The following is an 18,340-nucleotide window of genomic DNA, read 5'->3' as shown; positions in this document are numbered from 1 at the left end:
TTAATTTTTTACAGGTTCATCTTTTTGAGTTCACTTACCGCATGATCAGCTGCCCGAGCTGTAAAAGCCATATATGACAACGAAGGATTCTGGCAGGCTGAAGAGGTCATGAACGACCCATCGGTCACATATACGTTTGGTACGGCATGAACCTGGTTATATTTATTCAGCACAGAGGTTTTAGGATCTCTTCCCATACGGGCGGTACCCATTTCATGAATTCCGAGCCCCATGCCTCCTATGTCGTCATAGGTCTGCACGTTCTTAAAGCCGGCGCTTTCAAGCATTTCTGCTGCCTGTTGCTTCATATCTTCCCTCATCGCCTTTTCATTTTCGCCGAAATCAGCATCAAAGGTTACCGTAGGCAGACCCCATTCATCTAACTTCTCATAATCCATGAACATACGATTACTGTGATCGGGAAGGGTTTCTCCAAAACCAAGCAGTCCCATGGTCCAGCCTCCCGGTTGCAGCAAGGCTTTCTTCAGGTCTTTTCCGTATCCCATTTCCTTGATCATCTCGGTCCAGTCTCCACGGCTTCCGCCTCCCTGGTAACCGTAACCTCTGATAAAATCTTTAGAATCGGTGCTGCCGCCCAGGTTCCTGAAACGCGGAATATAGATTCCGTTAGCACGGCGACCTTTATAATACATATCGTCGAAGCCGTCGACCTTTGCATTCGCACCCACCCTGAAATGGTGATCCATCAGGTTATGCCCGAGCTCCCCGCTGTCATTCCCCATTCCGTCAGGGAAACGGTCAGATTTAGATTGCAACAGTATACTGGTCGAGGCAATGGCTGAAGCACATAAAAAGATCACTTTAGCCTTGAACTCGATCGACTCTTTGGTTTCGGCGTCGATGATGCGCACTCCGGTAGCTCTCTGCGTATCTTCATCATAGAGCACCTCGTGCACGATAGAGTTGGGTCTGAGGGTCATATTGCCGGTAGCTTCTGCTGCGGGCAGGGTCGATGAATTACTGCTGAAGTAAGCTCCGAACGGACATCCTCTCATACAACGGTTTCTGTACTGACACTGGCTTCGACCTAAGCCCGGTTTGGTTCCTTCGGTAATATGAGCCGTTCTTCCGATCGTCAATACACGATCACTGTATTTACCGGCTATTGATTTCTGCAGATGTTGCTCTACACAATTGAGCTCCATAGGCTTTAAAAACTTCCCGTCGGGAAGTTGTGGTAGCCCGAGGTTCACGCCACTTACGCCGATATATTGCTCTACATAATCATACCACTTTTCCATTTCATTATATCGTACCGGCCAGTCGACTGCGATCCCGTCACGGGCATTCGCCTCAAAATCAACATCTCCCATACGGTAGCTTTGACGCCCCCACATCAGGGAACGACCTCCCACGTGGTACCCACGCATCCAGTCAAACCTGCGTTCTTCATTATAAGGGTGCTTCAGATCATCTACAAAGAAATGCTGATGCGCCTCATTGGTGGTATATCCTGTTCGGTGCTGTTTGAATTTTCGTCTTTTGGTTTCCCGGGTCGGCGCCCCACCGTTGGGCATGTCCCACGGATCAAGATTCGCTGTTGGGTAATCTTCGATATGTTTCACCATTCGACCCCTTTCAAGTACCAGGGTCTTCAATCCTTTCTCACAAAGTTCCTTTGCGGCCCATCCACCGGAAATACCTGTACCCACAACAATGGCATCGTATTCTTCCTGGGGGGAGCTGTAATAAAATGTGCTCATTAATTCTCGCTTGTTTAGATAGTAGTTTTTCAAATATATAAATTAATTTTCTACATTAGTTGACCATTTTTTTTGCCGGTATTACATAAACCGGGCTGTATTATTACAGTTACTGCAATATTTAAAGCAAACACCTACACATGAAAAGACGATCTTTCATAAAAAACAGTTCACAGGCAGGGGTTGCCCTGTCGATACTCGGGCTGGCTGCCTGTAAAAACGATGCTTCCAAAAATGAAAATGCTGATGAGAAGGCGGCAGAAATGGTTGCTTCAACGGCAGCTTTCTTCAAATTGTCCCTCGCGCAGTGGTCCATTCACCGAATGATACAGGAACAGGGCTTGGACCCTTTTGCCTTTGCTGAAAAGGCAAATTCATGGGGATTCAGCGGTCTTGAATACGTGAGTCAATTGTATAACGATTACCTGGGCAAGTTTGACAACCAGGCTGAAGGCATCCAAAAAATGGTCAGTGAGCTCAACATGCGCAGTAAAGACCATGGAATGGAGAATGTCATCATGATGGTTGACCTTCCGGGAGATTCAGGAGCCCTGTCACATCCCGATGCTGCCATCAGGAACAAGGCCATTGAAAATCACCACATATGGGCAGATGCCACCGCAGGCCTTGGCTGCCACTCTATGAGGGTAAACCTGTTCGGCTCCAGAGAACCTGAGGCCTGGAAAGAATATTCGGTCGAATCCCTCAATAAACTTTGTGAATACGCCGATCAGCAGGGAATCAATATCATTGTTGAAAATCACGGCTGGCTTTCTTCTGATGCAGCACTGCTCGCAGAGGTGATCGAATCGGTAGACCAACCCAACGCAGGCACGCTTCCTGACTTCGGGAATTTCTGTACCAGGCGAGATGGAGAAGGAAACTGGGGTGGCGAGTGTATCGAGGAATACGACATGTATAAAGGCGTTAAAGAACTAATGCCACTGGCAAAAGGTGTCAGTGCCAAATCATATGAATTCGACACTTCCGGACGAGAGACTACTATCGATTTTGAGCGTATGCTGAAGATCGTCAAGGATTCCGGGTATTCGGGATACATAGGCGTTGAGTTCGAAGGCTCCGGTGTTTCGGAAGAACAAGGCATTCTCGCGACCAAAGACCTGCTTCTTTCCCTGGCAGAAAAACTATCTTAATCACAAAACCCTAACTAACAAGCTACATACTATGACTAAAAAAGTTCAATTCCAGTTGTCTCTGATGATGTTCCTCGAATTCTTCATCTGGGGAGGCTGGTTTGTTACCCTCGGAACCTATCTGGGAGACAACCTTAACGCAACAGGAGCTCAAACCGCCATGGCCTTTTCCACCCAATCATGGGGCGCGATCGTGGCACCTTTCATTATAGGTCTCATCGCTGACCGTTATTTTAATGCAGAACGCATCCTGGGCTTCTTACACCTGACCGGAGCGGTACTGATGTATCTGATGTACCAAAGCACCGATTTCACCGCCTTTTATCCGCTCGTGCTTGGTTATATGATCGCCTATATGCCTACACTGGCTCTGGTGAACTCTGTATCTTTCAACCAGATGAAAGATCCGGCCAAGGAGTTTTCCTTTGTTCGGGTATTCGGAACCATCGGCTGGATCGTAGCCGGTCTTACTATCAGTTATGTATTTCTTTGGGATGCTCCTGAGGCAAGGGAACAAGGGATGCTTCGAAACACCTTTCTCATGGTCGCCGTAGCCTCAGCCGTTCTGGGACTTTTCAGCTTTACCCTACCGAAAACACCACCGAAAGTTGATAAAGATGAAAAGGTAAGCCTTTCTGACATTCTCGGACTGGAAGCCCTGAAGCTTCTGAAAGACAAAAATTTCCTGGTATTTTTCATCGCTTCGGTACTGATCTGTATCCCTCTGGCCTTCTATTACCAGTATACGAACCCTTTTCTCGCAGAGATTGGAGTGAACAATCCGACCGGGAAGATGACTATCGGACAGGCCTCAGAAGTACTTTTTATGCTACTGCTTCCTTTCTTCTTCAAGCGCTTTGGATTTAAACTGACCATTCTGGCCGGTATGCTGGCGTGGACTGTAAGATACCTTCTGTTCGCCTTCGGAGATGCCGGAGAACTCGCCTTTATGCTCATTATCGGGATCGCACTACACGGGATATGCTATGATTTCTTTTTCGTATCCGGACAGATCTATACCGATTCGAAAGCGGGTAAAAAATATAAGAGTGCCGCACAGGGACTTATAACCCTCGCAACATACGGAGTGGGAATGCTTATCGGGTTCTGGGTCGCCGGACAGGTAGCAGACAGCTTCCTTCTTGAAGACGGAACGCATCAATGGAAAGACATATGGATGTACCCTGCCGGTTTTGCCTTTGTGGTCATGATTATATTTGCTATTTTGTTTAAGAATGAAAAAGTGGAATATAAAGAAGAGATCTAGTATATGAGAAAATTACGAATGGGGATGGTCGGTGGCGGCATCGGTTCTTTTATAGGCGATGTTCACCGCAAAGCCTCGTCCATTGACGGGCAGATCGAATTGGTTTGCGGAGCCTTCAGCAGCAGTGCTGAAAAGTCCAAACGATCAGGCAAGGAACTCTATCTGCCGGAAGATCGCTGTTACGGCAGCTTTGCTGAAATGATCGAACAGGAACAAAAATTACCCGAAGGAGAACGAATGGATTTTGTTTCTATAGTGACGCCTAATCACATGCATTTCGAGCCCGCCAAATTGGCCCTTGAAAATGGATTTCATGTGGTTTGCGACAAACCTATGACCCTGACCCCGGAAGAATCACAAACCCTGGTTGATCTGGTTGAAAAGACCGGGCTTATTTTTGCCCTCACCCATAACTATACGGGTTACCCAATGGTGAAACAGGCAAGAGCAATGGTACGGGAAGGTGATATCGGAGAGATCAGGAAGGTGCAGGTAACCTATCACCAGGGTTGGCTGGCCACAGAGGTCGAAAAAACCGAAAACAAACAAGCCGCCTGGAGAACAGACCCGAGCCGTTCAGGTGTAGGCGGTGCTCTTGGCGATATCGGCACCCATGCCGAAAACCTGCTGGAATTCATCAGCGGCTTACAGATCAAAGAACTGGCTGCAGACCTGGGGCGTTTCGGGGAAGGCAGACTTCTCGACGACGACGGCAATGTCTTGCTGCGTATGAGCAATGGCGCCAAAGGAACCATGTCATTCTCACAGATCGCCACCGGGGAAGAAAACGACCTTGGCATCAAAATTTACGGTACCAGGGGAAGCCTTGAATGGTACCAGGAAGAACCCAACAAACTTTACAGCCGCTGGCTCGATAAGAGCCTGACTGTTTACACTCCGGGAGGGAATAATCTCTACCCTGAAGCAGCCGAAAGCTCAAGAATACCGGCCGGACACCCCGAGGGATACCTGGAGGCTTTCGCAACCGTTTACCGCAGTTTTGCCGGTGTATTGCAGGCCCGGTTAGAGGGAAAAGAGAAAGAAGCAGAATTCCCTACCGTCAAAGACGGACTGAGAGGAGTACAATTTATCTATGCTGCCGTGGAAAGCGATAAGAACAACGCTTCCTGGGTCAGCCTGTAACCATAAAACAACATCGTTATGAAAACCATCAAAGGACCCGCCGTGTTTCTGGCGCAGTTCGTAGACGATAAAGCGCCCTTCAATTCCCTTGACGGAATGTGTAAATGGGCCGCCGATCTTGGCTATAAAGGAATACAAATACCGACCTGGGTCGATTTTCTGATTGACCTTGATAAGGCTGCAGAGAGCCAGGCCTATTGTGATGACCTGAAAGGGAGGATCAACTCATTCGGGCTCGAGATCACCGAATTATCGACTCACCTCCAGGGACAATTGGTGGCGGTACATCCTGCCTATGATATCATGTTCGATAATTTTGCTCCGGACCACCTGAAAGGCAACCCGAAAGCCCGTACCGAATGGGCGGTGGAGACGGTGAAAAAAGCAGCTAAGGCCAGCCGTCGTCTCGGCCTGAATGCTCATGCTACCTTTTCTGGAGCCCTGCTCTGGCACACCTGGCACCCATGGCCTCAGCGACCTCCGGGACTTGTCGAAATGGGCTTTGAAGAACTGGCCAAAAGATGGCTGCCCATTCTTAACGAGTTCGACGAACAGGGGGTAGATGTGTGCTACGAGGTACACCCCGGTGAAGATATTCATGATGGTGACACCTTCGAGAGATTTCTCGAAGCCACCGGAAATCACAAAAGGGTGAACATTTTATACGATCCCTCTCATTTTGTTTTGCAACAACTTGATTATATCACTTATATCGATCACTATCATGAATTCATCAAATCATTTCATGTTAAGGATTCAGAATTCAACCCAACGGGAAAAAAAGGAGCTTTCGGTGGCTACAACGACTGGAGAGACCGGGCCGGACGATACCGTTCCCTCGGCGACGGTCAGATCGACTTTAAGACCATCTTCTCGAAACTCACCCAGTATGGGTGTGACGTTTGGGCTGTGATGGAATGGGAGTGCTGCATAAAAAGCCCCGAACAGGGAGCCCGGGAGGGCGCACCTTTTATTCAGCGGCATATCATAGAAGCCACAGAAAAGGCTTTTGACGATTTTGCCGGGGATGACACAGATGAAGAAAAACTGAAAAAAATACTCAACCTCTAATATGAAAACAAGAACCTTCACCCTTGCCATATTTTCTTTTATGGCATTCATTTCCTGTAAGGAAGAAAAAAAAGAAGTCAAAGAGAGCCCGGCCACAGCAGATACTAAGACCGAAATGATTTCAGAAGACACCGATGAATGGCTGGTGCTTTTCGATGGAAGCAGCACCGACGCCTGGCATGGATACAATGAACCGGAAGATACGTTCCCGGAAAACTGGAAAGTCGAGGGCGATGCCCTTGTCTTTTATCCGAAGGAAGGTGAAAATCACACCATCGTAACCGATGAAGAATTTACCAGTTTTATTCTGAGCCTCGAATGGAAGATCTCTGAAGGTGGCAACAGCGGAATTATGTGGGCTGTTCAGGAAATGCCGGAATATAACCGAGCCTATTATACCGGTCCTGAAATACAGGTATTGGACAATCAAAAGCACCCCGATGCCAATGTAGGTGGTAAAACCCACCAGGCCGGAGCCCTTTACGATATGGTTCCGCCCTCGGAAGACGTAAGCAGCCCCTTAGGATCCTGGAATACTTATGAAATAGAAATCAATCACAATACCAAAGAAGGCCGGGTTACCCATAACGGAGTGGTGGTGACCGAATTTCCGTTAGATGAGGAAGCATGGAAAGCGATGGTGGCTAACTCAAAATTCGCCGACTGGAAAGACTTTGCAGGCGACTGGACCGGCAAAATTGCCTTACAGGACCATGATGACAAAGTAGCATACAGAAATATCAAGATAAAAAAACTATAAACGTGAAAAAAGCCCTTGTCTTAATAGCCTCGGCAGGAATCATAACCTCCTGCGGGCAATCATCTGAAAACAAAAAAGCAGATCCTATGCAAGAAAAAGAATTGGCTGCCTATGAATCTGAAGAACCCACTGATCCAAAAGACACCGAGCTTTGGGAACCGGTTCCTGAAAAGGTAAGCACCGGTGAGCCCGGCACACCTCCCGGAGATGCCATCGTTCTATTGAACGGAAAAGACCTGGAGGCCTGGGAAAGCGCTAAAGAAGAGGGCGCCCCGGCTCCCTGGATACTGAACGATGACGGTAGCGTAACCGTAAAAGACGGCAGCGGCAATATCAAAACCAAACAGGAGTTCGGAGATATCCAGCTCCATATTGAGTGGAAAAATCCCGAAGAACCCAGGAATGATGGTCAGAATCGGGGTAATAGCGGGATCTTCTTACAGGGGCTGTATGAGATACAGGTACTCGACAGCTATGATAACTCAACCTATGTCAACGGACAGGCCGGTGCCATTTACAAACAACACCCTCCTCTGGTAAATGCCAGCAAACCATCGGGTGAATGGCAGACCTATGATATTATTTATCACGCACCGGAATGGGACGCTGCGGGAAACAAGACCCAACCGGCTACCATGACGGTACTGCATAACGGGGTATTGATACAGGACCATGCAGTCATTGAAGGCACGACCGAATACATAGGGTGGCCTAAGAACAACCCTCACGGGAAAGGACCGATCATTTTACAGGATCATAACGATAACAGCGGGGTAAGCTATCGCAACATCTGGCTGCGGGAATTATAATCTCTCCTATATAAAACAAAAAAGGATCAGTTTAAGCTGATCCTTTTTTTGTTTTTTTTAATGAACGATCACACTTCGGTTACCCTAAGCGTATTCACCATTCCTTTCTCTTTGATCGGCATAGCCGCAAGACTGATCATCATATCACCTTCTTTCAGAAATCCTTTCTCTTCTGCAATGCGGGTAACATCTTCTATGGTCTGATCGGTACTTACAAACTTATCATAGTGATATGCCTTTACCCCCCATAGCAAGCTGAGTTGGGATAAAATACGGCGGTTTGAAGTGAAGACCAGTATATGTGCCTTGGGTCTCCATGCAGAGATCTGAAAAGCCGTATAACCACTGTTTGTAAGAGTTGTGATAACCTGTGCGTTTATATCATTGGCCATACTGGCCGCGTGATAACATACCGATTTGGTTATATATCGCTTGGTTTTGATGTGCGGGGGCTCCTGTGGGACTTTGATCAGGTGAGAATGCTCAACACTTGATATGATACTGCTCATTTTCTCGATCACCTGTACCGGGTATGCTCCTACTGAAGTTTCGCCGGAAAGCATTACTGCATCAGCACCGTCCATTACCGAATTCGCCACGTCGTTAACCTCAGCGCGAGTAGGTGTAAGGCTGCTGATCATGGTCTCCATCATCTGTGTGGCAATAATCACCGGAATACGCGCCTTTTTAGCCCGCAACACCAGTTGTTTCTGTACCAGCGGCACCTCATGCGCGGGTATCTCAACACCCAGATCCCCCCGGGCTACCATGAGACCGTCACAATAAGCCACGATCTTATCGATATTTTCAACTGCTTCGGGCTTTTCAATCTTGGCGATGATGGGGATTTTATATTTACTGTGCTCTTTGATCAGTTTTTGAAGGTCTAAGAGGTCGGCGGCATGTCTTACAAAAGAGAGTGCCATCCAGTCTACCTCCTGACCAATCGCGAATATCGCATCTTCCACATCTTTTTTAGTTAGTGCAGGGAGCGAAATATTTGTATTGGGAAGGTTTACCCCTTTTTTTGAACGAAGCGGACCACCCTGTAATACCTTAGCCTTCACCTCGCTCGACTTATTGGTTGAAACCACTTCGAAGATCAGTTTCCCATCGTCAAGCAATATCTTTTCCCCGGGGTTTACATCTCTGGGGAACTCTTTATAGTTCATATAGACTTTATCAGAGTCACCTTCAAAAGGTTTCCCTGTGACAAAAGTGATCTCATCACCTTTGCTAACGACCACATCTTCCTTCATAACCCCTACCCGCAGCTTAGGACCCTGAAGGTCTGCGAGGATGGCGGCATGATAGTTGAGCTCTTCGCTTAGCTCCCTGATCATTTTAATTCGGGACTTTACGTCTTCATAATCGGCATGCGAAAAATTTATACGAAATACGTTCACCCCGGCCTCGATCATGGCCCGTAGTGTATCTTTATCACTGGTAGCCGGCCCGAGAGTGGCGACGATCTTTGTTTTCTTGCTATTTGGCATTCACTAAAAAAATTAAATTATTCTTAGATTTCAAGTCCCCCGGATCGAGCTGATAGGCTGTAATCACCTGGGGTATATCTTTTATGGTTCTGATAAGCCTTTCCGTTTGAGCGTAAGGGCCTTCGTTATCGATCTTGACAAAATAATCAACCTGTTGTTTTTCAGGTATCAGGTAATGTGACCGGTAGGCCGTTCCCTCGCCGAACATATCGTCAGTCTGCTTTGTTTCGTGAGCGATTCTGACCTTGTTTCGCAACAGGTTCCAGCAGATATCGCTGGCTTCATCGATCCACTCGAAAATGGGAAAGCCGACATCGTTCTCCAGCATAAGGTCTTGCTTAAGTCTTTTGAGCCTGGTCGCTGCGCGGGAATTCAGGAAATAGGCCAACCTGTAATCTTCCATTGAACTATGTACGGCGATCAGTGAATAGGAGTGCTCGCTGATCTCATCTTCAAAAAGCTTGTGGACGGCCATAATTGCTCACATGAACTGTGTAAAGATATAATTCTGCAGGCGACTTAGCAACTTTAAGTAACTGATTATGGCGAGAGTATCTACGCAAACGATATAGTAGGTCAGACCACATCGTCTATTTCCGACTGCAGTGCGTAGTAGGTTCGCTTGGCGGCGATCTCTTCAGCCTTCTTTTTAGAAGTAGCCCTACCCTTACCCATCAGCAAATCGTCTATATAAAGCCTGACTCCAAAGTGCTTTATGTGGTCATTACCTTCGTCTTCGAAAACATCAAAGAAGAATTTCTTCTTCTGTTTCTGGCAATACTCGATGACAAGACTTTTGTAACTGATGATCTTTCCCTCCAGTCGGTCAATATCAACATAAGGCTCGATCACCCGGGTTCTGATAAATTTCTCGCAATACTTATATCCCCTGTCGAGGAAGATTGCACCTATGAGGGCCTCGAAAATATTTCCGTGTATATTCTCACCGAAGTTATTCTTATCGATCTTACTGCGTACGAACTGCAGAAGTCCCAGATCTTTTCCCAGCTCGTTGAGATGTTCGCGGCTTACCACCTTGGAACGCATCTTGGTAAGGTACCCCTCGTCTCCCGAGGGCACTTCGTTAAAAAGGTGGTGAGAAATAATGGTCCCCAGCATGGAATCGCCTAAAAATTCCAGTCTTTCGTAGTTGATTGCATTTCCGTTCGCATCTTTTTCATTCATTGAACGGTGGGTAAATGCCTTGCGATAGTATTTTAATTCCTTGGGTTTAAATCCTAAAATACGGCTGATTTCTAAAAAAAATTCCCCCTCCTCATCGGAGCGGGAATCTAATATTTTTCGAATGAAACTCATTCAGCACGTTTCAACTAGTCCAGTTTTTTAAACAACACACAGGCATTGTGACCTCCGAAACCGAAGGTATTGCTCATCGCAACCTTAACCTCTCTTTCCTCTGCTTTATTCAGGGTGAGATTAAGTTTTGGATCAATATTCTCATCAACTGCCGAGTGATTGATCGTTGGCGGCACCAATGAATGTTGCATGGCCAATAACGATGCAATAGCTTCTACAGCACCGGCAGCACCAAGAAGGTGACCGGTCATTGACTTAGTCGAATTGATGTTAATGTTTTTGGCATGATCACCGAACACTTTCCCGATGGCTTTCAGTTCGGCCACATCACCCAGCGGAGTTGAAGTACCATGGGTGTTGATATGATCAACATCTTCAGGCTTCATCCCGGCATTTCGCAGGCAGTTTTCCATAACGGCCACTACACCAATCCCGTCAGGATGCGGAGCGGTCATATGGTAAGCGTCAGACGAGAGTCCGCCACCTACTACTTCTGCATAGATTTTTGCACCGCGTGCCTTGGCATGTTCGTACTCTTCAAGGATAAGGGCTCCTGAGCCTTCCCCAAGTACGAAACCGTCACGATTGGCATCAAATGGTCTTGACGCACTCTGCGGATCGTCGTTACGGGTACTCATGGCGTGCATAGCATTAAACCCGCCCATTCCGGCTTCGGTAACCGCTGCTTCCGACCCACCTGTGATCACTACATCGGTAGTGCCCAGACGAATGGAATTAAGGGCATCGATGATCGCGTTGGCCGAAGAGGCACAAGCCGAAACCGTGGTATAGTTAGGGCCCATGAACCCGTACTTGATAGAGATCAAGCCTGGTGCAATATCTGCGATCATTTTGGGTATAAAAAATGGGTTAAATCGAGGCTGACCATCTCCCTGAGCCCATTTGACCACCTCTTCCTGGAAGGTTTCCAGGCCGCCGATACCGGCTCCCCAGATAACACCAACCCGGTATTTATCGAGCGATTCCAACTCCAGGCCGGAATCTTTCAGAGCTTCATCGGCCGTCACAAGGGCGTATTGAGCAAACCTGTCGGTACGTCTGACTTCCTTACGATCGATGAAATCTGTGGGGTCAAAATTCTTTACCTCGCAGGCGAATTGTGTTTTGAAGTTCGAAGCATCAAAATGGGTGATGGGTGCTGCCCCGCTTACCCCATTTTTAAGACCATTCCAATAGTCTTCTTTGGTATTGCCGATAGGAGTTAAGGCTCCTAAACCCGTTACAACAACTCGCTTTAATTCCATAGGAATAAACTTTGAAATACTTTAGGGAAAAGTAATCTACCAAAAAAATTTATTCACGCAAAAGCATGAATAAATTTTTTGGTAGTGAATGATATAATTGTGTTTACTTAGCTTCTTCGATATAGCTGATAGCCTGACCAACTGTAGCAATGTTTTCAGCCTGATCATCCGGAATCTGAATGTCGAACTCTTTTTCGAACTCCATGATAAGCTCAACCGTGTCTAGTGAGTCTGCGCCCAGATCGTTAGTGAAGCTAGCCTCTGGCACAACCTCATTCTCATCGACACCTAATTTGTCCACGATAATCGCCTTTACTCTTGATGCAATGTCTGACATAATTTTTTGTTTTAAAATTTAATTGTTGGCAAAAATAAAAACTTTTGCATTAAAAAAAGGTTTTAACCACAAAATGTCATTTTAAAGGTAATGATTTTTAAAGCAACAATTTGTCAATTCCTTTCCCTTTCTGATTTTTTCTCGTTTTTTTGTCCTTATATAGCAATGAAGCAAAAGCAGTACAGCAGATCATGAAAAATATCGTTATTCTGGCCTCAGGCTCCGGCACCAATGCCGAAAACATCATCAGGTATTTTGAAGACCATTCAACTATCAGGGTCTCCCTAGTACTGAGTAACAAGAAAGAAGCAGGGGTGCTTGATCGCGCCAATAATCTTAAGGTGAGTGCCCTGTCATTCAACAGAACTGCTCTCGATAACGGTATTGTGCTGCAATTGCTGAAAGAGATTTCTCCTGACCTGATCGTTCTGGCCGGTTTCCTCTGGAAAATACCTGAACCTGTTATCTCTGCCTTTCCTGACCGCATTATCAATATTCACCCGGCCTTACTCCCCAAGTTTGGAGGAAAGGGCATGTATGGAGCTCATGTACATAAAGCGGTCATAGAAAAAGGAGAGAAAGAATCAGGCATCACCATTCATTATGTCAATGCCCATTATGACGAAGGTGCAATTATCTTTCAGAAATCGGTAGCCGTCAACACTGAAGATACCCCTGAGACGCTGGCTGAAAAAATACACCAGCTGGAATACGAGAATTTTCCCAAGGTGATCGAATCCCTGCTATCTGATGACTAAACACGACGTTTATATTTACACAGACGGAAGTTCAAGGGGAAACCCCGGCCCGGGAGGTTACGGTATTGTTATGGAATGGGTGGGCCGCGGGTATCGCAAGGAATTCGCTGAAGGATTTCAAAAGACCACGAACAACCGCATGGAACTGCTGGCAGTGATCGAAGCTCTGAAAAAGCTCAAAAAAAACAATCTCAGAGTCAAAGTGGTCTCAGATTCAAAGTATGTGGTTGATGCCGTTAAGAAGGGCTGGGTATTCAACTGGGAACGAAAAGGATTCAAAGACCGAAAGAACCCGGATCTCTGGAAAGATCTTCTGAAGGAATTTCGTCGTCACCAGGTGGATTTTGAATGGATCAAAGGCCATAATAACCACCCTCAAAACGAGCGTTGTGACCAGCTTGCGGTGGAAGCCTCAAAAAAGACCCCTTTAAGGAGAGACGAAGGATACGAATCACAATCTCTGTTCGAATAGCCTGAATTTCAGCGGTTTTCATATATTTGCACAAATTGTTGACCCCAAATCTGCAATGAGAACAACCTTATTCATTATCTGTTTGCTAACCGTTTTCATCGACTGCAGGGCCCAATCATGGGATCTCAGAAAGCATGAAAAAGATATTCGGGTATTCACCCGAAAACTGGACACAACCGACATCAATGAATACAAGGCGGTAATGGTAGCCAATACCTCTGCCGCACATGCCCTGCAGGTGATCACCGATGCCGACAATCTTTGGCAATGGAATGCTGCCACCAAGAGCAGCAAACTGGTTCGCAAGATCTCGGACAACGAATTGATTCTCTATATTCGCAATGACCTGCCCTGGCCAATCAGGGATCGGGAGCATGTTTGCCATATCACTATCAGTAAGAACGATGATAAGGAATTCTACATCACCATCGATCCGGCCAAGGAGTCTGAAATTCCCAGCTCTGATGAAGTAATTCGCATTTCAAATTTCAAGGGTCACTGGAGCATCAGGGAGCTGGACCCTGGAAAGGTAGAGATCACCCAACAATTATACGGGGATCCGAACGGTCCGATACCCGCCTGGTTACTCAATGCCTGTCTGACCGAAATGCCCCTTGATTCTTTTAGGAATCTGAAACTAATACTGGAAAACTAACCTTATATTTGCAAAAAAATATTTATGGGTAAATTACTAATAGTGGGAACAGTAGCTTTCGATGCTATTGAAACTCCATTTGGTAAAACAGATAAAATACTTGGAGGGGCAGGTACCTTTATAGGTCTGGCCGCTTCACAATTCGACGTTGACGCTGCAATCGTATCGGTAGTGGGAAATGATTTTCCCGACTCATACATCAAGCTGTTAAAAGATCACGATATCGAGACTGCTGCTATTGAAGTGGTCAAAGACGGAAAAACCTTTTTCTGGAGCGGACGGTATCACAACGATCTGAATTCAAGGGATACCCTGGAGACTCAGTTAAATGTACTGGCCGATTTCCAGCCCAAGGTTCCCGATGCCTATAAAGATGCTGAAGTAGTTATGCTGGGCAATCTTCATCCCGACGTACAGCTCCAGGTACTTGACCAGATGAGCAAAAAACCCCGCCTGGCCATACTCGACACCATGAATTTCTGGATGGATAACACCCCCGAACAGCTTGACGAAGTAATCGCACGAGTTGATGTTATCACCATCAACGATGAAGAAGCCCGACAACTTTCAGGTGAATATTCACTCGTTCGGGCAGCTGAGAAAATCCATCAGATGGGACCGGCCTATGTTGTGATCAAAAAAGGAGAACACGGGGCGCTCTTATTTCATAAAGGGGAGATCTTTTTTGCTCCTGCGCTTCCGCTGAAGGAAATATTTGACCCTACCGGTGCCGGTGATACCTTTGCCGGCGGATTTGCCGGTCACCTGGCTGCCACCGGAAATTATTCCTTTGAGAATATGAAAAATGCGGTAATTCACGGTTCTAACCTGGCTTCTTTCTGTGTTGAAAAATTTGGAACGAAAAGAATCGAATTTCTTGAAAGGGATCAGGTAAATGAGAGACTAAGGCAATTTAAAGCCTTAACACAATTTGATATAACTCTGGCTTAAGATTTGTTAAGCCTACATATTTCATAGAAACAGTACAATGAGTGACGCTATAAAACACGAATGTGGCATTGCCCTGGTTAGATTGCTAAAACCCCTGGAGTATTACCAGGAAAAATACGGAACTGCTTTCTACGGCATCAACAAGATGTACCTGATGATGGAAAAGCAGCACAACCGCGGACAGGACGGCGCCGGTTTTGCCAGCATCAAGCTGGACATGAAAGCCGGAGAACGTTATATGAGCCGTGTGCGGTCGAACCAGTCGCAACCCATTCAGGACATATTCAACAAGATCAATACCCGCATCAATCAGGAGATCGCTGACAATCCCGGATTACAGGATGACATCGATGCCATGAAGCAGCAGGTACCCTACGTGGGCGAAGTGATGTTAGGACATGTTCGTTACGGCACCTTCGGAAAGAACAGCATCGAAAGCGTACACCCTTTTCTGCGACAGAACAACTGGATGCACCGTAACCTGATCGTGGCCGGGAATTTCAACATGACCAATGTGAACGAACTTTTCGACAACCTGGTCTTGCTGGGGCAGCATCCAAAAGAAAAAGCCGATACCATTACAGTAATGGAAAAGATCGGACATTTTCTCGATGATGCCGTAGCAAAGCTTTATAAAAAGATCAAAAAGGAAGGGTATAACAAAATGGAAGCCTCTCCCCTGATCGCAGAAAGACTGAATGTTGCAAAAATCCTGAGAAAGGCAGCTAAAAACTGGGATGGCGGTTATGCCATGGCAGGCCTGATCGGTCACGGAGATGCCTTTGTATTAAGAGATCCTGCGGGAATCAGACCTACCTACTTCTACCAGGATGATGAAGTAGTGGTGGTCGCTTCAGAAAGACCGGTTATACAGACCGTGTTCAATGTCGACTTTGATCAGGTGAAAGAACTCGATCCCGGAAAGGCACTGATCATCAAAAAGAACGGTGAAACCGATACCAAACGAATTCTTGAACCTCTTGAAAGAAAAGCCTGTTCCTTTGAAAGAATCTATTTTTCAAGAGGAAGTGATGCCGAGATCTATAAAGAACGTAAAGATCTGGGCAGCCTGTTAATGCCGAAGATTCTTAAAGCTATTGACGGAGATCTTCAGAACACTGTTTTTTCATACATACCCAATACTGCTGAAACTTCCTTCTACGGAATGGTTAAGGAAGCTGAGAACCATATGAACAAACAGAAGGAAGAACTGATCCTTAATGAAGGAGGAAATATCAGCAGGGAACGACTGAACGAAATTCTCAACCTGCGACCGAGAATCGAAAAAGTGGCTATCAAAGATGCCAAGCTGCGAACCTTTATCACTGAAGACAGCAGCCGGGATGACCTGGTTCGCCACGTATACGACATCACCTACGGTTCTGTGAAACCCACTGACAACCTGGTGATCATCGACGACAGTATTGTAAGGGGAACCACCCTTAAAAAATCGATACTACGTATTCTCGACCGCCTTCACCCAAAAACGATTATCGTGGTGTCTTCTGCCCCTCAGATTCGATACCCCGACTGTTACGGAATTGACATGGCACGACTCGAAGATCTGGTAGCCTTTAAAGCTGCGTTAAAACTACACGAGGAAAGAGGCACCTACTTTATAGTCGACCAGGTATATGATAAATGTAAAGGCCAGGTAGATTACAACGATACAGATGTTATCAATGCCGTCAAAGAAGTTTATGCTCCGTTCAGTGATGAAGAGATCTCTGAAAAGATCTCAGAACTCCTGGCACCAAAAGATATCAAGGCAGAAGTCAAGATCATTTACCAGAGTGTAGACAACCTTCACAAGGCTTGTCCGCATAATCTTGGTGACTGGTATTTCACCGGAGACTACCCTACCCCGGGTGGAAACCGCGTAGTGAACAGAGCCTTTATTAACTTCTACGAAGGGATCAAGGAACGCGCTTACTAGGAAAATGCGATTTGCACTTTATCGGTGATTTTTGCATTTCGTCTGAATTATAATTTGTAACGAAATGCTTCGTAGTATCTTTAGATCACCATAGCATAAGTAGGTTAAGTTCATGGTAAGATTTGGGGCAAAAAAGGTGGATTTTTTCCACCTTTTTTATTTTATACCCTCTGCCAAACCCGATCTGTATTTCTGATAAGCATTCTTCTTTTAACCCTTTTATTTCAACTTTCACCCCTATCACTCGTCCGTTTTAAAACTTTGTGGTATTTTTAAGGCACCATAGCACAAGTAGGTTTAAGTTTATGGTAAAATTTAGGGCGAAAAAGGTGGAGTAATTTCCGCCTTTTTTGATACGATAAAAACAGCAGGAAAAGCTGTCACTTCCTTTGACCTTCCAAATTTCTTAAAATTTGCTTAACTAGCTGATTTTCAATGCTTTTAATCTACAATAATAGCATTTTAACCAATAAATTATCCGTGGAATAATACGTCATATTATATTTACATCACCATAACATAAGTAGGTTAAGTTCATGGTAAGATTTGGGGCAAAATAAGGCGGGTTCTTCCCGCCTTATTTATTTTATACATTTTCCCGATTTTGCAAAACGGCGTCAAAAATTCTCTGCCTAAAATGGGAAACCCGCCCTGCTCATTAAAAATTACTCCCTGAAAAAGAACTCCCTGATATCCTAAGAGGAGTTTGGAAGCAAAACCCATTCACCTGATTTTAAGGCATCTAATCAATATAATTGTTTCGTTAATATCAAGGACTATACATTTATATCACCATAACATAAGTAGGTTAAGTTCATGGTAAGATTTGGGGCAAAAAAGGTCGGTTACTAAACCGGCCTTTTTTATTTGGCACCAATTGAAAATTTATAATTGGATAAATAAATCCATAACAAACTTTTCCCCCTGACAGCCCTTTCAACCATTCAGCTGATATAAGCGCGTTTAAACCATAAAATTATTCCCGGACAATCCCTTATGCCTACTTTCATATCACCATAACATAAGTAGGTTAAGTTCATGGTAAGATTTGGGGCAAAAAAGGCTGGTTAACAAACCGGCCTTTTTTATTTTATACCAGGAGCACTTCAACCGGCCTTCCGCCACACACCCTCTCCAACCCTAAATCATAAAAATCCATTCACCTGATTTTAAGACATTTAATCAAGATAATTATTTCGTTATTATCAAGGATTATACATTTATA

Annotated in this window: 17 protein-coding genes; 11 read left to right on the top strand and 6 right to left on the bottom strand. The window is 45.6% G+C overall.

What is annotated here, in order from left to right; all coding sequences use genetic code 11:
- Positions 1-8 precede the first annotated feature (8 nt).
- Entirely contained in the window at positions 9-1,724 is a 1,716-nt protein-coding gene (locus K7R10_RS12030; protein WP_224484967.1) for a GMC oxidoreductase, read from the bottom strand.
- 140 nt (positions 1,725-1,864) lie between these two features.
- Between K7R10_RS12030 and K7R10_RS12025 the strand changes: the two genes are divergently transcribed.
- Genes K7R10_RS12025 through K7R10_RS12000 form a run of 6 tightly spaced genes read left to right on the top strand, consistent with a single transcriptional unit; the run spans position 1,865 to position 7,928 of the window.
- Entirely contained in the window at positions 1,865-2,878 is a 1,014-nt protein-coding gene (locus K7R10_RS12025) for a sugar phosphate isomerase/epimerase family protein (RefSeq protein WP_224484966.1), read from the top strand.
- A gap of 31 nt (positions 2,879-2,909) precedes the next feature.
- Positions 2,910-4,145 carry a nucleoside permease gene (locus K7R10_RS12020; RefSeq protein ID WP_224484965.1) on the top strand — a complete coding sequence of 412 codons (1,236 nt, stop codon included), beginning with the start codon at positions 2,910-2,912 and terminating at the stop codon, positions 4,143-4,145.
- A 3-nt stretch (positions 4,146-4,148) separates the two neighbouring features.
- Entirely contained in the window at positions 4,149-5,288 is a 1,140-nt protein-coding gene (locus tag K7R10_RS12015; protein ID WP_224484964.1) for a Gfo/Idh/MocA family protein, read from the top strand.
- Between the two features lie 18 nt (positions 5,289-5,306).
- The gene (locus K7R10_RS12010) at positions 5,307-6,359 is read left to right on the top strand and encodes a sugar phosphate isomerase/epimerase family protein (RefSeq protein ID WP_224484963.1); all 1,053 of its coding nucleotides are present in this window, start codon (positions 5,307-5,309) and stop codon (positions 6,357-6,359) included.
- A 1-nt stretch (position 6,360) separates the two neighbouring features.
- Positions 6,361-7,119, top strand: a complete 759-nt coding sequence (locus K7R10_RS12005; RefSeq protein WP_224484962.1) for a 3-keto-disaccharide hydrolase — start codon at positions 6,361-6,363, stop codon at positions 7,117-7,119.
- Positions 7,120-7,121: 2 nt separating this feature from the next.
- On the top strand, positions 7,122-7,928 hold the full coding sequence (locus tag K7R10_RS12000) for a 3-keto-disaccharide hydrolase (RefSeq protein ID WP_224484961.1): 807 nt from the start codon (positions 7,122-7,124) through the stop codon (positions 7,926-7,928).
- Between the two features lie 68 nt (positions 7,929-7,996).
- Here K7R10_RS12000 and pyk read toward each other — a convergent pair whose 3' ends face one another.
- From pyk to K7R10_RS11975, 5 genes are all read right to left on the bottom strand, one after another.
- Positions 7,997-9,424: a pyruvate kinase gene (gene pyk / locus K7R10_RS11995; protein WP_224484960.1), complete on the bottom strand. Its 1,428-nt coding sequence runs from the start codon at positions 9,422-9,424 to the stop codon at positions 7,997-7,999.
- Positions 9,414-9,899, bottom strand: coding sequence for an IPExxxVDY family protein (locus tag K7R10_RS11990; RefSeq protein ID WP_224484959.1), 486 nt, complete (start codon positions 9,897-9,899; stop codon positions 9,414-9,416). Before K7R10_RS11990 ends, pyk begins: the two co-directional genes overlap by 11 nt.
- 101 nt (positions 9,900-10,000) lie before the next feature.
- The gene (gene rnc, locus K7R10_RS11985; protein ID WP_224484958.1) at positions 10,001-10,741 is read right to left on the bottom strand and encodes a ribonuclease III; all 741 of its coding nucleotides are present in this window, start codon (positions 10,739-10,741) and stop codon (positions 10,001-10,003) included.
- A 14-nt stretch (positions 10,742-10,755) separates the two neighbouring features.
- Positions 10,756-12,006, bottom strand: coding sequence for a beta-ketoacyl-ACP synthase II (fabF, locus tag K7R10_RS11980; protein WP_224484957.1), 1,251 nt, complete (start codon positions 12,004-12,006; stop codon positions 10,756-10,758).
- A 103-nt stretch (positions 12,007-12,109) separates the two neighbouring features.
- Positions 12,110-12,343, bottom strand: coding sequence for an acyl carrier protein (locus tag K7R10_RS11975; RefSeq protein WP_010519573.1), 234 nt, complete (start codon positions 12,341-12,343; stop codon positions 12,110-12,112).
- A gap of 191 nt (positions 12,344-12,534) precedes the next feature.
- Here K7R10_RS11975 and purN point away from each other — a divergent pair, with 191 nt between their 5' ends.
- Genes purN through K7R10_RS11950 form a run of 5 tightly spaced genes read left to right on the top strand, consistent with a single transcriptional unit; the run spans position 12,535 to position 17,115 of the window.
- Positions 12,535-13,101 (top strand): phosphoribosylglycinamide formyltransferase, encoded by a 567-nt coding sequence (purN, locus tag K7R10_RS11970; protein WP_224484956.1) that lies wholly within the window; start codon positions 12,535-12,537, stop codon positions 13,099-13,101.
- Positions 13,094-13,573 (top strand): ribonuclease HI, encoded by a 480-nt coding sequence (gene rnhA, locus K7R10_RS11965; RefSeq protein ID WP_224484955.1) that lies wholly within the window; start codon positions 13,094-13,096, stop codon positions 13,571-13,573. Before purN ends, rnhA begins: the two co-directional genes overlap by 8 nt.
- 55 nt (positions 13,574-13,628) lie before the next feature.
- Complete coding sequence (locus tag K7R10_RS11960; protein WP_224484954.1) at positions 13,629-14,228, top strand: START domain-containing protein; 600 nt, start codon at positions 13,629-13,631, stop codon at positions 14,226-14,228.
- 24 nt (positions 14,229-14,252) lie between these two features.
- The gene (locus K7R10_RS11955; RefSeq protein ID WP_224484953.1) at positions 14,253-15,179 is read left to right on the top strand and encodes a PfkB family carbohydrate kinase; all 927 of its coding nucleotides are present in this window, start codon (positions 14,253-14,255) and stop codon (positions 15,177-15,179) included.
- A 37-nt stretch (positions 15,180-15,216) separates the two neighbouring features.
- Complete coding sequence (locus K7R10_RS11950) at positions 15,217-17,115, top strand: amidophosphoribosyltransferase (RefSeq protein WP_224484952.1); 1,899 nt, start codon at positions 15,217-15,219, stop codon at positions 17,113-17,115.
- The last annotated feature ends 1,225 nt before the right edge of the window (positions 17,116-18,340 follow it).

Source organism: Robertkochia aurantiaca (assembly GCF_020166495.1).
Classification (GTDB): domain Bacteria; phylum Bacteroidota; class Bacteroidia; order Flavobacteriales; family Flavobacteriaceae; genus Robertkochia; species Robertkochia aurantiaca.
The sequence above is the reverse complement of the archived record's forward strand: the minus strand, read 5'-3'. Positions and strand labels throughout refer to the sequence as shown.